Here is a 14,489-nt window from a genome sequence, read left to right as displayed (position 1 = left end):
GAAAAGATATAGAATCATGAGAAAGTTATTTTGGATTTTGATATTCGGGTTTTTCGCTTCGTTTTTGTTCGCATCCGAATCCCAAACTCAAAAATTATATTTAAAGAATAAAATCATCGTTCACTCGGAAGAGGTATATGCGAATGATTTATTTTCTTGGAAATCCACCTGGAATCCGGTTCTATATCAAAACGTAAAGTCTCCTTTGTTTTTAAAGCCGGAAGATGTAAGTTCCCGATTGAACTCGGCTTCGAAGGAATCAGGGGATTCATCGGATTGGGAAGTAAAGGGAACTAAAACCTTGGTTCTTCCTTTGGTGAAACCGGTTTCTGCGGGTCAGCTCGAAACAAAACTCCGTGAGTATCTGCAGGACAGTTACGGATTGGATGAAAATCAATTTAGAATTCACTACGAAGGAAGCGAAATCAAAATTCCTTCCACGAGTGTGGAACTTGTTTGGAGAAGGATGGGAAATAAATTTCACGGAGGAAAAAGAATTTTTCCTTTGGATCTGCATTCCGAAAACGGACTCATTCATTCCTATCCACTTACGTTTGTTATTGAAGAAAAAAAAGAAGCTTGGTTTGCGAAACGACTCATTGATTCCAAACAAATCATCACTGAAGATGATGTGGAAAAACGATCTTTCTTCAGTTCCGATTCTTTCGAAGAATACGATCTAAACAATCCTATCGGAAAGACAGCACTGAATGAAATTTTAACCGACAAACCCATTCAGAAAAAACAACTTCGTTTGCTTCATATGGTAGAAAGAGGACAAGAAGTCCAGCTTGTTTATACGATCGGAAATATAATGATCAAGGCACGTTCCAGAGCTTTGGAATCGGGAAACGAAGGGGATAAAATCAGCCTTCTCAATATCACTTCCAATAAAAAATTGGAAGGAAAAATTCAATCGCCTGGTATCTGTTTGCTGGAGTCCGAATGATGATCCGTATTCTTAAATTTTCATTTAAAATCTCAATACAAATCATGTTATTCGTCGTTTGCTCTTTTGTTTTTTCGGATTTTTTCGGTTTATTTCAAACCAGGGAAGAGGGAGAAAAATCGGCGCTCTATGCGGATTCTCTTTGGAAAGACAAAGATCCGTATTCTTATCCCAAGTCCGTGTCTCCCGGCACAGTTGTGAAAGTGGTTTTAAAAACAGGTTTCAAAGTGGAATACGAGTCCGAATACAAAGCGACTTTCGATAATGATATCAAAACGGTTCCTGACAAAAAATTAATCTCCGATTTACCATCGTATAACACAAATAGTACGTTTATGCGATCCAAAGTGGGAAAGTCCAAAACCAACGCGAAAGTTCTTGGGATTATGGCTGTTCTTGTAACAGGGATTGATCCCGGATCGGGAAATTTGGAACTGGAAGGATCGAAGACTTATAATTACGGAGAAGAAAGGATCAATCTTCGTTTATCAGGAACGATTTCTCCCGAAGACTTGGACAAAAACCGTAATATCTCAAGTGACCTTGTTGCAAACTTTCGATTGGAATTTCAGGGAACTCTCAATCCTAAGGAATTGAATTCGCCCAATATTCAAATGAAGACGATTACGAATCCGGATGGAACCACCACTCGTAAAGCGGAACTTTCCGATTTGGAAAAACAAGAAATACTGTTGAAAACAATCAAACGAGTACTCGGAGAAAGCAACGAATGAATTCATTCTTTAATACTTGCAAAAGTTATAGATCTCTACTTGCAGTTTTGATTGTACTCGGATTTTCCGATCTTCTTTTTGCGGTGGAAACCCGTTTGAAAGACGTTGCAAAGATCAACGCTATCAGAGAAAATCAAGTTACTGGTTTTGGTCTTGTAGTAGGACTGAACGGAACAGGCGATACAAAAAATCCTCTCACGGAAGAGGCGTTGCAAAATTACTTAGCACAGTTAGGCGTAAATACGAAGAAGTCCCTTCGGGAAGCAAGAAACACTGCTAGCGTGCTAATCACTGCAAACATTCCCATTCATTTGAAAGAAGGGGATAGGATCGACATACTTGTTTCTTCCGTGGGAGATGCCCGTTCTTTGGAAGGAGGAGTTCTTTTGCAATCTCCTTTAAAAGCTGGTAATGGAGATACTATTGCTGTGGCATCGGGTGTTCTTATCTTTGGTGGTAAGGACAAAAAATCAAAAGGGAATGCAGATAAAAAAATAGGATCTAATACAGGTTTTGTGCCGGGCGGAGGCATACTTGAAAAATCGATTCCCAATGCTCCCATCATAAAACATATCAAGATTTCACTGATGGATAAAGATTATTCTACAATGAATAGTATTGTAGATGCGATTAGTTCCAATTTGGGCGTCACTCCGGAAGTGGTTTCCGCAACTGAGATTTTAGTACCCGTTCCCGTGACACCTAATGTATCGCAGCCGGAAGATGCGAAAGCATCTGAACCGAAAATGAATCTGGCATTTTTGGCCAAACTGGAAAACCTCCCGATCACTCCCGATAGTGTTGCAAGAGTAGTGATCAACGAACGAACAGGAACCATTGTTATGGGGGCAAATATTGCTATTGATGAAGTGGCGATTTCCCAACAAGGTTTGACGATTCAGGTTGCCAATACCCAAAAGATGCGTTATTTTTTTCCCATTCAGGAACAGGAGAAAGGGGAATCAGTTTTTGTTTTGAAAGAAGCCACTCAAGTTTCTGACGTAGTAGCTGCTTTGAACAAAGTGGGCGCCTCTACGAAAGATATCATTTCCATTCTGGAAGCATTAAAGAAGCAGGGAGCTCTACGGGCAGAGCTAATCATTCAGTAGGAGAAAATTATGGATATATTTTCAGTTCAAGATTATTCGGGAAGAATTTCCCGTTCCAAAGAAGACCAAATGCTTCACCGAATGGATTCTGCTAAAAAGAGCGCAGAGTCCGGGAAAAATTCTTCTGCAAACAGAACGGAGTTTCAAAAACTGATGGAAGAAAGATCGGATCTTTCCGGTAAAGTGAGTTCTTCCAGTTTGACCGTGACTCAGAACATTCGAGAAGAAATTTCAAATGATCCTTATCGTAAAAAATTATATGATGCGTCAGTGGAATTCGAATCCGTATTCGTTAAGATGATGTTGAAAGAAATGAAAAATTCCGTTCATAAGGAAAAGCTGATTGATGGCGGTTATGCGGAAGAGATTTTTGAAGATATGCTTTATGATGAATACGCGAAAGACATTTCCAAAAATGAATCCATGGGACTGGCGGAACAAATCTACAGACAAATGTCTGCTACGTTGCCGCCGGCCAAATCCAATAAATACAATTAAGTAAGTAATTGTTTTAAATTAATCGATCCGAGTCTTTCTTTTAGTCCGGATTCAATCGATTGTAACTCTTTTCCCGCCATGGACAAACTTGTGCTCGGATCAGGAGGAGCACCCAAAGTAAATGAAACCGTTTCATTGTACAAATCCAAAAGGGTGATCTGCTCTTTCAATTTGACAGGTGAAATTTTTCCTTTGTCTGAGATGGATATGAAATCCGCCTTTTCCAAAGACGATTGGATAAAGCTCAGATCCTTGGTCGGGATCATCATTTTTTTTCCTAATTCGGAAACACTGATTAACTTTCCTTTTTTATCCTGGTAATCGTATATATTCGCCATAAATCGGATCGCATGATAAAACTCGTGTTTGACGAATGTGTCGATGTCTTCGAATGGGTGGCTGGGGAGCAGATATCTGTCCGGAAATTGTAGTGTTGCAGTCACTTCCGCTCCGAATAAAACGATGAGTCCGAAACAATAGATAGTCAATAGAAAGATAGGGATGGCTGCCAAAGCCTTGTAGATCAACATTGTTTTTTCAGTGAAAGAAGTGATGTATATATTGAGAAAGCCCCAGAAAAACAGGATCAGTATGATACCGGTGATGGCGGCTCCTATGGAAGCGGCTTTTAAGGGAACTTTTGTATTGGGGATTAAAGTATAGAGCATTAGGAAAAACAGCCAAACGGTTATAAGCGGCAGAATGATCTGGAATAAAAAGTATAAGGAGAAAACCTTCGCCCCACCTTGGTATTTTTTCCAGACGGTATTTCCTTTACTATCATTCTCAATTCGGATCAGTTTTTTGTATTCGCCGACTCCTACGATCCCCAACATTCTCTCATTGAGCTGGGATACCTCTTCTCCGTGCTGGTCCTCCGGATCCGTTGTCTCCGCACTCGCTTTGTCATTTGCAGGCAATTCCTGTTTGGAGAGATGAATCAAATCCAGGATATCTCCTCCTTTGGATTTATAAGCGACTGACCAGGATGAACCTTCGTCTTCCGAAATTAAAATATCTCCCAAACTGTTTAATACAAACAGATCATAATCCTGGATCTTAGGAGACTTGAACATCCAAACTCTTTCATAAGAATGTTTTTTGTGATTGAAGTCCTGCCAGGTATTTCCCCCGTCTTTGGATCTGAATATCGCTCCGTTGTCGCCTACCACAAAACCGGTGTTTCTGTCTAAAAAGAAAATATCGTTCAGGGTTTTCTTGGAGATGACTTGAAATGTAAAATTGGTTCCGCCATCGGTAGTTCTCCAAAGCCTTCCTTCCTTATCTAAAATAAAACCGTCAATGTCTGTAAAGAATCTTACTTTAACAGGAGTAATAGACTTGTCCGTAAATCTTTTTAGCTCTTGTAATTTCGAACCTATATCATATCTGAGAGTTCTTGTATCTTCCGTTAAAATAAAAACAGTGTTATCATTTGAGATGCCGAAATCTTTGATAAAAATATTTTTGAAAGAATGGAGATTCCAATTTTTTCCAAGATCGTGGGAAAATAAAAAACTACCTTCCTCAGATATGGTATAGAGGTAATTTCCGGAAGAACGGATTCTGAAAAAATTCTCTTTGTATATATTCGGTTTTTTGCATGTACCCGTTTCAATCAGATTGAAATCCACACATAACATATTTTCATAATCGACCGCGTCATTGGGAATGAAACGGATGTCTTCTTTCAGATCGGTGATTGTTCCTATATTCCCTTTATCACCTGCTACCCAGATTTTACCGTCCTCGGTGTACACGATTGATTTGAGATGAGGAGGGCGGATTGAATCGGAGATCTTGTCCGACATTCCTTTTCCCACCACAAAAATAAGCGGCCCAAATGTAATCAGGAAAAAATAGAAAACAAATTTATTGATAAAACTTCGATGAGACTCGATTCTCCAAATGGAATGGAATGTTTTTTCCAAAGACCGCAAAACAGCTGTTGCAGAAAAGATAAAGACTATAAACCCGATCGCACCGATTTGGGACGCGGTATTGATGATATCACTCAAAGTCTCCCAATAAGGAGTGATATCGAATTGGATATTGTTTTTCAATAGGAAACTATTTACATCATGGAAGATCTCATCTTGGCGGGTTTGTATTCCCGATGCAACTGTGAGTAGTGCGAAAGCAACCGTAAGAGTCGGAACAAGTGTGACAATTGTTGTATAAGCTAGTCCCGATGCTTTCATCAGACAATCATCGACTGTAAAACGGTGAATGGAAACAAGCAGGATGCGAAGAGATAAAATAAGTTTTCGTTTCCAGCCAGGATTTTCAGGAATCGTAGTGATCTTGATGAGTAATGGATGCGCTGGAATTGTATTCATAAAACCTACCTGGAACGGAAAGCATAAAGTACATAACTGGATGTAAGTGGAAAACCATTTTTCTTAAGTTTGGACTGAAAATGGTAAAATGCGATTCGAATCCATTTTGCGTAATCCCAAATACTTTTAAAACTTCCTCTAGATTTTAGAAGTTTGGCAGAGAGAGGAAAATCCACTCCGAAATAAGAGATGAAGCGATCGTATTTCAATCGTGTCAATATTTCTTTCATTACACTGTCCGAGTAATAGTATACATGGCCGGGCATATAATAATGGTAATTTGCCTTTTCTTTTTTTGCCTGCCAACCTTCGAAGTTTGCAGTTTGCAAAACCAAAAGACCATTCGGTTTCAGAATGCGTGTGATTTCCCGGAAGATCAGTTTTGGATTTTCCAGATGTTCAATCACTTCTATGAGAGTGATTACATCGAAAGAGTGATCGGGAAAGTTTGCCTCTAAAAAAGTTCCGTGAAACGTAGGGACACCGTTTTCATTTGCATAACCGGCAGCATAGTCTGAAATCTCGACACCCTGGACTGTGAATCCTTTCAGTTGGGCTCTTTTTAAAAAACCTCCGAAGGAGGATCCGATATCCAAAAAATGACCTTTGGAAATAAATTTCCGAATGTTTTTGATTCTGGCGTCCCAAACATAAGATTGATACTTTTCCGTTTCTCTTTCGTCAATATAAGAGTATTCCGACTTACCCTTGTAATATGCTTCAGAATACAGTTCTTTCTGGGGAGGTCTCGGGTAAATCGCTTGCCATTCACGGTCTTTGCATTTGTAAACGGAAAGCCCAGGATGGTTTCCGGTTGTGGTGTATAAAAAATCCCAATCGGATGTTTTGTCGAAAGGGTTTTCTCTGTTTAGGAAATCGGAGGCTTCACTCATTTACTGATTTTTTTGCTTGGAAAAACCAATGACAGATTCTTTCCTCCAAACGTCCGAGAGGAGTTCTTTCCGAATAACCTATTTCCACGTCGGAGAAAGGTTTTAAAAAATTTCTCAAATCTTCTTCCGAGTAGGTCTCCGCATAACCGCCGTTCAGATCGGCTAAATTCATTTGCCCCCCGTTGATTTTCAAATGAGTGTCAGTGTTTGCTCTGATGGAACCTAAGAGATAACCGCCCGGAGCCAGTGAATCGAAAAGACCCATTAACATTGTTTTTGCGATCTCTTTGGTATTGTAATGAAACACACCCCAGGAAACGATTAGTCCGAACTGGTCTTTGGAAAACGGATAGGGAAGCGAGCGAGTGTGGTGAACAGTGACCGGAAGGGAAAGTTCTTTGATTTGGGCAACTGACTCGATGGAAGAGTCTGAGGCGGATACTTGAAAAGCATGACCGAGAAGTAGAGGGATATGCCGGCCTGATCCCGATCCGAAGTCGAGTGCTTGTCTGTTGGGAGGATTTACCCTTGACAACATTCGAATCAGATTTTCGTCAGGATAGGAAAGTTTTGATTTATTTTTTAGGTAATGTTCATCCCAAACATTTTTCATAAATCAACCGTTCATTCTATCTTGAATGCTTTCGATCCAGTCTCTGTTTCCTACTTCGGAAGTAGTGCTGATGCCGTAAACAAAGGGCCTACGGGCATTGCCTTCCCGTTTGTCCAGAGATTCTCCTTCCGGGATAAGGCTTTCTTTGAAAAATAAGGATTCTCCGCCGGCAAGCTGCAATTCCGGCTCTTGTCCAACTAACTTTTGTTTTTTGTGGGGAATACGGAATATGATCGCCGTTTTTTTCGCCTTTCCTTTCGGTTTGTGCAAAAAATTCGGTTTTGGTTTTTCCCCCAGATAAAGAGAAATAAGATCCGAGAAATAAGAATAACCATAATGTTTTGGTAACAATTGTTCTGCGAGAAATTCTCCGCCAACTTCGGGAGCGGATTCCAGGAGGTAACAATCTCCCTGGGAATTGATTTTAAATTCAGCGACAAAGGGACCGTTTTTAAGTTTTGTCAAATTTACTATGGACTGGCAAATCATTTTGATTTCGCCTGCCATATCGATTCTTTCGGAGGGAGTGATATGAGCGACTTCCAAAAAGGGAGGCTCTTTAGTAGTGATTTTGTCGGAAAGTGAAAGTAGGTAGAACTTGGATGAAACTATAAAACCCAAGGCAGTGACTTCATCTCCTTCGATTTTGGATTCAACGATCCACTGATCGGATTTGATCGTTTTTTGCAGGTCAGTCCAAGCTTTTTCTTCTTCTATGATTTGAATTCCGCGTTTTGCGAAACCTAGCGATGGTTTTACGATAATCGGAAACTTCGGTAATTCCGTTTTTTTTGTAACTTTTTTTTCCAAACCGATTGTCTGGGTCTTGGGAACAAGGATTCCTTTTTTTTCCAAGATGGATTTGATTTGTTTCTTATTGGAGAAAAGGGAAACGGAAGTGCTCGGATTTCCAATGAGTTTGAATTTTTCGGAAAGATAGGAAGCGGAATAGGTGGCATCTCCGAAAGATCTTGTTGCGACACCCTGGAGCTTTTCCGTCATAGGGACTCTACTCATCGCATGAAGGATTTTTCTATATTCTTTAGTAGATTCTAATATTCTTATATCGCAATGGGAGAAACCCACCGCTGTGGAGTTTTTATCGATTCCTATGACATGCAAGCCACGTTCTTTGGCGGCAAGTATCAGGGGGAGTTGATTTTTGCCGGCTCCAATGGATATAAAACTACCGATAAGCTTCTTTGCCACTAAGACCCGCGATTCCCACCTCTGCGCGGAACGCCGGTATTTCCACCGCCAACCGTTTTTCCGAATGCGGATTTTTGGTTGAGTGGAAGATTTTTCTGTTGGCCGGTGCCGGAAGACTGGTTCGCCAAATCTTCATGTTTGACTACTACGATCTTTTTGCCTTCGACTTCTTTTCCGTTCAAAGCTTGGATTGCTTTTTCGGCAGATGAATCTTCTACTTCTGCGGTTCCAAAACCCAAGGATACCTTGGTAATTTTGTCTCGTTTGATATTTACGCTCGTTACCGTACCGTGGGCAGAAAACAGAGCCTTGAGTTGGTCTTCGTTCAGACTTTGGGGGAGGTTGCCAATGGATAACTTCATAGAGGTTACTTATATGAAAGCGGATTTTCAAAAAACTTCAACTCTTTTTTGACTATGTCCCATTTTCTCTTATGGAGCTTGCGGAATCGGCCGAATATAAAACCAGAGGGTATAGAATATGATTCGTGGTTTGTACACAGGCGCTAACGGAATGATTTCCCAACAGGTAAGAATGGATGTTATTGCAAACAACCTTGCCAACGTTGATAAAACCGCTTTCAAAAGGGACACGACCGTATTCAAAACTTTTCCTGAGATGTTGCTCCACAGATTTTCGGAGGACGGGATCGGCAAAACTCCCATGGGTTCCTTTGATACCGCTCCCGTGATCGGTAAACTCGGATTTGGCGCTGAAGTCAATGAAGTCTATACCCGTTTCGAACAAGGTGCCGTGAAAAAAACGGACAATCATTTTGATCTTATGGTTCAGGACCAACCTGGCAACGAAAACCCCGGTTTCTTTATGGTGCAAACCAACCGAGGGGAACGAATGACCCGAGGTGGAAATTTCGTATTGGACAAAAACGGATTTGTAGTCACCCCCCAAGGTTTTCCTCTTCTGGGTGAGAAGGGTCCGATCCAAGTGAACCAAGGAAATTTTTTGGTAAAAGAAAATGGGGAAGTGTATATCAATGCGCGCATAGGAACCGACCCCAAAAACGGAACCAATGTGTCCGAGAACAGATATGATGACGCCGCGTTTTTGGATAAATTAAAAATCCGGACGGTTGAAAATCCCCGCCACCTGGACAAAGAAGGGGACTCTTTTTACTCCGATACTCCTGAGTCAGGTGAACCGACTGCATTTCCCGAAAGACTGGAACCTCAGATTTTGCAAGGTTTTCTGGAAGCGTCCAACGTCTCCGTAGTTACCGAGATGGTAGATATGATCGAAGTGAATCGCGCTTACGAAGCAAATTCCAAGACAATGCAAACCCAAGATAGCTTGCTTGGTCGATTATTTGAAGTTATACGTTAGGTTATATATCTTAGATACATTAGGCACAACTCCTTTCCTTTGAGCAGTGACTAGTGTATCCATCCCAACAGCTTGAATGGACTTAATAAACGAGAGTTCATTTAGATAAAGAGTTGAATAGCGTGGCTTTATATAACAGTAAGCACTAAAAGCACTCTTGAGTAACCTTTGATTTCCCTCAGCTACCTGATTATGAACTGATAACTTGCTCCATCTATTGCGAGCGAGTTTGTATCTTTTATCTTTACTATGAGCTTGGTGATTAATGGCTCTATGTTTCTTATAAATACCATATAACCAAGGATACCCTTCATCGCTAAATAAAGGAGATTCATAAGGAACTGTTTTTCTAATAAGTGGTCCTAATGTATTGGCCTTTTGATCAGGAATGGAATCAAAGAATACACATCCATTCTGAGTAGCTATCGTACTTACTAAGGTGCCAATTTGCCTTCCTCCAACCGAATCACTTTGATAGATAGAAGCAGTAAGACCTCCATGCCTGAACCTTTTTCTGAATTGATTACTTCTTTGAGATGCTGAGTAAAGGACAGCGGTGTCTGTATGAGGTATTTTTCTATAGAGCTTCTTACCTAAGTGCTTCTTAATATCCTTACCATCTTCTACCTTGGGAAGAGTGACATCCTTGAAGGTTTCCTTCAAATCATCATAATATATTCTTCTAAGTTTTTCTACCTGATGTGAAGAAAACACCTGAATTCGTTGCTTCAAAAGCCTAGCTGACTTATATGAAATACTTAACCTTTTACTTATCTCCACTGAAGTAAGAACCTTTGGGAATTGAATGATAGATTCTTCTAAAATGTATCCAAACATCCAGATAGGGAGCTTGAAGTGATGGAGTGGAGTGTATGAGAGTCTGGATACTTGATGGTGGCAGTTCTTATTATGGCAACGAACTAAGTCAGGTCGATTCTTAACTCCTTTGGAAAGTTTGACATCACACTTAGGACAGTATTTTGGATAGAGGTCATAGAGGATCTTAAAGGTAAGTTTTTGGAACTTCTCTGTATGGATTCCTGAGGTATTTTTATACCTATAATCCTTAAAAGATTCTGATTCTAGAAAGATACTATCTGTAAGGTTCTCATAAAGGTGGCTTTTTTGATCCGGGACAATGGAGCCTGAAGGGGTTTCTAGGGAAAGGTTATTCTGGAGAGAAGATACTTCTTTTTTAAAGGCGAGGGGAGATGTTAGTTTGGCTCCTTTCTGAGGATTCCTTTTGGTTATGGCGATAGGGAGTGATGATCCTTTTTTATACCCAGTTTTTTTCTCATAGGATCGATTCCTAGAGGGGCCTTTTACCAGAAGTAGGTTAGGAGAAGGGTAAGGCTTGGATAAGTCCTTTTTTGATAGGTAGGTGTTAGGTTGTGGTGAAAGAAGAGGGGTTTTGTGCGGAATGTATCTAAGAGATATGTCCTTTTTGAATAAATTCAAGGATTTCCTGTAGATTTGGCTGTAGAGAGGAGAATCTGAGGTATTTTGCATAGAATATTCTCGAAAGAGGAGTTAGTCTATATAGTTGATCTTCAAGAAAATGTAAAGAATTATTTGGGAAAGTCATATTTGTAGGTTGACTTCTGTTAGTTTTGGGTGATCGTTATGTGGCTTTTGAGAGGGCGAGTAGCTGCCTAAAAAGTCTATTCTTTGGAGAAAAAAGTAAGTTTTGCATCAGGATTTTAAATCAGAATAAACGAAAGACGAATAGAATGAGTTATCGAAAAGCCAAGCAAAACGCAATGAATCAAATTTAAATAATTTAATAAGGATAAAATATATGAAAATTGATATCCATATACACACAAAAAAAACTAAAAGAGGTGACGCTCACACCCGTGAGATTACACCAAAGAAATTTTGTGAAATAATTTCCAATTCCGATGTCGGCATTTGTGCAATAACAAATCATAATCTTTTTGATATTGATCAATTTAATGAGATATTAGCACTAAGAGCAGAACATCTTCAAATTTGGCCAGGTGTCGAACTTGATATTATCCACGAAAATAAACGTGGTCACCTAATCGTTATATCCAATCCAAAGCAAGTAAATACATTTAACGAAATACTTTTAAATTTGATTAATAATGAGTCTCCAGATAAATTTATTATCGATATAAGTAAAATTGCCAATGCATTTAATGATATAGATGTTATTTATATCGCTCACTATTATAATAAAAAACCCAATATCGAAGACGCTGCAATCGAAGTTTTACTTTCTGAAATCAAAAATCCGAATCGGGTGATAAAAGAAGCTACCGATTCAATTTCTGCAGGAATATTTGTGAGTCATGGGCATAATTCAATTTATGGCTCTGATGTTCAGGATTGGGATGCATACTTAAAAATTTCCAATGGATTACCTGAGCTAAGACTTCCAGTAGAAAGTTTCGAACAATTTTGCCTTCTTTTAGATAAAAGCGAAAGTACAATACAAACTCTATTGGCGTCAAAAAATAAAAGCCAAATTAAATTAACTCCGTTTAAAGGAGAGTCTCCGATAGAAATCGATATCTGGGATGATGTGAATATATTATTTGGATCAAAGGGAACAGGAAAAACAGAAATACTTAAAAGTATATGCAAGTATTACAATGACAAAGGAATTAAGGCAAATCTTTTTGAGTCAAATGTTGAAAACCTTGTAAAGAGATATGATTTGTCTGGTTCTAAAATAGAATTGGATCTTTCTGATTCTGATATCTATGATTGTAAAGAAGAAATATTATTTATTCGAAACGCAGAAGAAGCTGACATAGCAAATTTAACGAGTTACAGAGAGCACTATAGTAAACAAGAATCAAGCAAAATTGCACAAAAGCTAATAATAAGAGAAATTCTTCCCATTGATGAGAATCAACTATCATCAACTTTATCAGATACTACTAACTTGAAAAAAGAGTTTGATAATTGAATTAAACCGAAATGATTCCAATAAAACTATTCTGGGAGAGGCACTTTTTAATGAATTGAACCAGGTTTTAATTAAAGCACAAAGCCACCTGTCAGATAAAACATATGATGCATTCAAAATCTTCAAATCTGCAAAGCTTATTAACTTCACTATAAAATGTTTTTCGTTGGAAGTTTCAAAGAAAACCGGAGTTCCTAAAAAACCTCAAAGTACAGGATTTCTTGAATATGCCAGCAATAGAATCAAGCTAGACTTAGCTCTCCAAAAAATCGTGGCAAATTTAAAAAAACCAATAAAAAAGTGGACTGAATTTGTTTGGGATTTTGAGAACAAGGGCAAATTGTTTTGTGTCACGGATTTTAAATTTCAAAACGGAAATATATCGGATGGTGAGTTCAAACATTTATCAAGTAACACAAAATCTCCAGAAAAAGAATTTTCTAAATGTATTAACATTCTTGCAGAAAAAGTATACCAGGCAGATTTGTTTGAAACATTATCAGAGTTATTAAGTATAGATGATTCAGCAAAAATTACTTCAATAAAGGATCTTGTTTTGTTTAAAAGATTTTTTGAACTAAATCACACTGAGTATAAACCTTCAAATGGAGAATCTTCTATGATTCTTTTGGCAAAAGAACTAAAGGAAGATAAAGATGTATATTTGGTTGATGAACCAGAAAAAAGTCTCGGAAATGATTTCATTAGTGATTTCATTGTTCCAATACTTAAAGATCTGGCCAAAAGTGGGAAGCGTATTGTGATAGCTACGCATGATGCCAATATAGCAGTTCGAACATTACCATATAATTCAATTTATCGAGAACATACACCTGAAGGTTACAAAACTTATCAAGGCAATCCTTTTTCAAATCGGTTAAAAATTATAAACGGAGACGATTGGCTTGATTGGAAAGAAAAAAGTATGACCACGCTAGAAGGTGGTAGGAATGCATTTGGAGAAAGGAAGGGCATATATGGAAACAATTAAATCTGCAATCATTAGATCTGAAGAAAAAGCATTTTTACAGATCAATTTCCCAGAAAAAGAAATTACTATTGCTCTGACATCTGATGACACCATCTCACTAAAAAACAGTTTTAACGAATTAATTATTCAATTAAAAAAAAGGAAGTTTGAAATTCTTTTGGAAGATACTCAAGAGGATCTTTACTTTCATGTTTGTAAAGAGTATATAAGGCAACTTAATTCCGAGATATCAAATATTTATGGTCAAATGCGTACATTTGGAATTATAAAAGATGTACAGATATAGTATTCGCCGGTCACAATCCTCTAACTTTACTTAGGTCAAATGTTCTCTACCGGTTCTAGTTCTAATTCTCGACAACCCTCCAGAAAAACTTGATAAGGAATTCTTCCATTCATGTTTCTACCTTGGTGGGATCTTTCCGTATTGTAAAATTTTAGATAAACTTGTAAGTCCTTATCCATTTCCTCAACGGTTTCATAAAAGTTAGTTCTACCTGCAACCCGGAAGTGTTCATCAAGCAAAGTTCTATGAAGTCTCTCCACATATCCGTTGCTTTGTGGTCTCCTGACTTTTGTAGTTCTATGTTCAATGTCTTCCAATTGAAGGAAAAGCTCGAAAGGATGTTGGTCTTCTCTTCCACAATATTCACGTCCATTGTCGGTAAGAATCGTTTTAATGGGAATGTTGTGCTCTTCAAAGAAAGGAAGAACTTCATTATTCAAAGTTTGGACTGCGGTGATCGGCATCTTAGATGTATGAAGTGTTCCCCATGCATATCTGGAATGACAATCGATTACTGTTTGCAAATAGACTCTTCCTATTCCTTTTAAAGTCCCGACCATGAAAGTATCCATAGAGACCAAATCCCCTG

General features: G+C 38.6%; 15 protein-coding genes. 8 read left to right on the top strand and 7 right to left on the bottom strand.

Features of this window, described 5'->3' with window-relative positions; translation table 11 throughout:
* Positions 1 to 16: 16 nt before the first annotated feature.
* The 4 genes from flgA to EHS11_RS03065 are packed head-to-tail and all read left to right on the top strand — an operon-like array spanning position 17 to position 3,290.
* The gene (flgA, locus tag EHS11_RS03080; RefSeq protein WP_135762958.1) at positions 17 to 949 is read left to right on the top strand and encodes a flagellar basal body P-ring formation chaperone FlgA; all 933 of its coding nucleotides are present in this window, start codon (positions 17 to 19) and stop codon (positions 947 to 949) included.
* Complete coding sequence (locus tag EHS11_RS03075; RefSeq protein WP_135762957.1) at positions 946 to 1,683, top strand: flagellar basal body L-ring protein FlgH; 738 nt, start codon at positions 946 to 948, stop codon at positions 1,681 to 1,683. The genes flgA and EHS11_RS03075 overlap by 4 nt, the downstream gene beginning before the upstream one ends.
* Positions 1,680 to 2,792, top strand: a complete 1,113-nt coding sequence (locus EHS11_RS03070) for a flagellar basal body P-ring protein FlgI (RefSeq protein ID WP_135762956.1) — start codon at positions 1,680 to 1,682, stop codon at positions 2,790 to 2,792. The genes EHS11_RS03075 and EHS11_RS03070 overlap by 4 nt, the downstream gene beginning before the upstream one ends.
* A gap of 9 nt (positions 2,793 to 2,801) precedes the next feature.
* On the top strand, positions 2,802 to 3,290 hold the full coding sequence (locus EHS11_RS03065; RefSeq protein WP_135762955.1) for a rod-binding protein: 489 nt from the start codon (positions 2,802 to 2,804) through the stop codon (positions 3,288 to 3,290).
* On the opposite strand, the gene EHS11_RS03060 is transcribed toward EHS11_RS03065, so the two are convergent.
* From EHS11_RS03060 to EHS11_RS03040, 5 genes are read right to left on the bottom strand one after another with little or no spacing between them, the layout of a single operon-like run.
* Positions 3,287 to 5,629, bottom strand: coding sequence for a YhjD/YihY/BrkB family envelope integrity protein (locus EHS11_RS03060; protein ID WP_135762954.1), 2,343 nt, complete (start codon positions 5,627 to 5,629; stop codon positions 3,287 to 3,289). The two genes, EHS11_RS03065 and EHS11_RS03060, sit on opposite strands and share 4 nt — an antisense overlap.
* A gap of 5 nt (positions 5,630 to 5,634) precedes the next feature.
* Entirely contained in the window at positions 5,635 to 6,522 is an 888-nt protein-coding gene (locus EHS11_RS03055; RefSeq protein WP_135762953.1) for a class I SAM-dependent methyltransferase, read from the bottom strand.
* Positions 6,515 to 7,135, bottom strand: coding sequence for a class I SAM-dependent methyltransferase (locus EHS11_RS03050; RefSeq protein WP_135762952.1), 621 nt, complete (start codon positions 7,133 to 7,135; stop codon positions 6,515 to 6,517). The genes EHS11_RS03055 and EHS11_RS03050 overlap by 8 nt, the downstream gene beginning before the upstream one ends.
* A 3-nt stretch (positions 7,136 to 7,138) precedes the next feature.
* Entirely contained in the window at positions 7,139 to 8,344 is a 1,206-nt protein-coding gene (locus tag EHS11_RS03045) for an ATP-grasp domain-containing protein (RefSeq protein ID WP_135762951.1), read from the bottom strand.
* On the bottom strand, positions 8,344 to 8,706 hold the full coding sequence (locus tag EHS11_RS03040) for an RNA recognition motif domain-containing protein (protein ID WP_135762950.1): 363 nt from the start codon (positions 8,704 to 8,706) through the stop codon (positions 8,344 to 8,346). The genes EHS11_RS03045 and EHS11_RS03040 overlap by 1 nt, the downstream gene beginning before the upstream one ends.
* A gap of 118 nt (positions 8,707 to 8,824) precedes the next feature.
* Here EHS11_RS03040 and EHS11_RS03035 point away from each other — a divergent pair, with 118 nt between their 5' ends.
* Positions 8,825 to 9,685: a flagellar hook-basal body protein gene (locus EHS11_RS03035; protein ID WP_135762949.1), complete on the top strand. Its 861-nt coding sequence runs from the start codon at positions 8,825 to 8,827 to the stop codon at positions 9,683 to 9,685.
* Here the strand turns inward: EHS11_RS03035 and EHS11_RS20055 are convergent.
* Positions 9,665 to 11,194, bottom strand: coding sequence for a transposase (locus EHS11_RS20055; protein ID WP_246047562.1), 1,530 nt, complete (start codon positions 11,192 to 11,194; stop codon positions 9,665 to 9,667). The genes EHS11_RS03035 and EHS11_RS20055 overlap by 21 nt on opposite strands.
* 289 nt (positions 11,195 to 11,483) lie before the next feature.
* Between EHS11_RS20055 and EHS11_RS03025 the strand changes: the two genes are divergently transcribed.
* The 3 genes from EHS11_RS03025 to EHS11_RS03015 are packed head-to-tail and all read left to right on the top strand — an operon-like array spanning position 11,484 to position 13,900.
* Entirely contained in the window at positions 11,484 to 12,623 is a 1,140-nt protein-coding gene (locus EHS11_RS03025; protein ID WP_135762948.1) for an AAA family ATPase, read from the top strand.
* Entirely contained in the window at positions 12,613 to 13,614 is a 1,002-nt protein-coding gene (locus tag EHS11_RS03020; RefSeq protein ID WP_135762947.1) for a hypothetical protein, read from the top strand. The genes EHS11_RS03025 and EHS11_RS03020 overlap by 11 nt, the downstream gene beginning before the upstream one ends.
* Positions 13,601 to 13,900: a hypothetical protein gene (locus EHS11_RS03015; RefSeq protein ID WP_135762946.1), complete on the top strand. Its 300-nt coding sequence runs from the start codon at positions 13,601 to 13,603 to the stop codon at positions 13,898 to 13,900. The genes EHS11_RS03020 and EHS11_RS03015 overlap by 14 nt, the downstream gene beginning before the upstream one ends.
* 35 nt (positions 13,901 to 13,935) lie before the next feature.
* On the opposite strand, the gene EHS11_RS03010 is transcribed toward EHS11_RS03015, so the two are convergent.
* Positions 13,936 to 14,489, bottom strand: a 554-nt coding sequence (locus EHS11_RS03010; protein WP_135762945.1) for a DDE-type integrase/transposase/recombinase, incomplete at its 5' end; no start/stop codon positions are given.

It is taken from the genome of Leptospira ilyithenensis, from assembly GCF_004771005.1.
GTDB lineage: Bacteria > Spirochaetota > Leptospiria > Leptospirales > Leptospiraceae > Leptospira_A > Leptospira_A ilyithenensis.
This window is presented reverse-complemented; position numbering and strand designations above follow the sequence as displayed.

Excerpts from the sequence above, each read along its gene's own strand:
- EHS11_RS03075 (WP_135762957.1), top strand. The coding sequence starts at position 946 with ATGATGATCCGTATTCTTAAATTTTCATTTAAAATCTCAATACAAATC.
- EHS11_RS03065 (WP_135762955.1), top strand. The coding sequence starts at position 2,802 with ATGGATATATTTTCAGTTCAAGATTATTCGGGAAGAATTTCCCGTTCC.
- flgA (WP_135762958.1), top strand. The coding sequence starts at position 17 with ATGAGAAAGTTATTTTGGATTTTGATATTCGGGTTTTTCGCTTCGTTT.
- EHS11_RS03035 (WP_135762949.1), top strand. The coding sequence starts at position 8,825 with ATGATTCGTGGTTTGTACACAGGCGCTAACGGAATGATTTCCCAACAG.
- EHS11_RS03055 (WP_135762953.1), bottom strand. The coding sequence starts at position 6,522 with ATGAGTGAAGCCTCCGATTTCCTAAACAGAGAAAACCCTTTCGACAAA.
- EHS11_RS03050 (WP_135762952.1), bottom strand. The coding sequence starts at position 7,135 with ATGAAAAATGTTTGGGATGAACATTACCTAAAAAATAAATCAAAACTT.
- EHS11_RS03070 (WP_135762956.1), top strand. The coding sequence starts at position 1,680 with ATGAATTCATTCTTTAATACTTGCAAAAGTTATAGATCTCTACTTGCA.
- EHS11_RS03015 (WP_135762946.1), top strand. The coding sequence starts at position 13,601 with ATGGAAACAATTAAATCTGCAATCATTAGATCTGAAGAAAAAGCATTT.
- EHS11_RS03060 (WP_135762954.1), bottom strand. The coding sequence starts at position 5,629 with ATGAATACAATTCCAGCGCATCCATTACTCATCAAGATCACTACGATT.
- EHS11_RS20055 (WP_246047562.1), bottom strand. The coding sequence starts at position 11,194 with ATGCAAAATACCTCAGATTCTCCTCTCTACAGCCAAATCTACAGGAAA.
- EHS11_RS03040 (WP_135762950.1), bottom strand. The coding sequence starts at position 8,706 with ATGAAGTTATCCATTGGCAACCTCCCCCAAAGTCTGAACGAAGACCAA.
- EHS11_RS03025 (WP_135762948.1), top strand. The coding sequence starts at position 11,484 with ATGAAAATTGATATCCATATACACACAAAAAAAACTAAAAGAGGTGAC.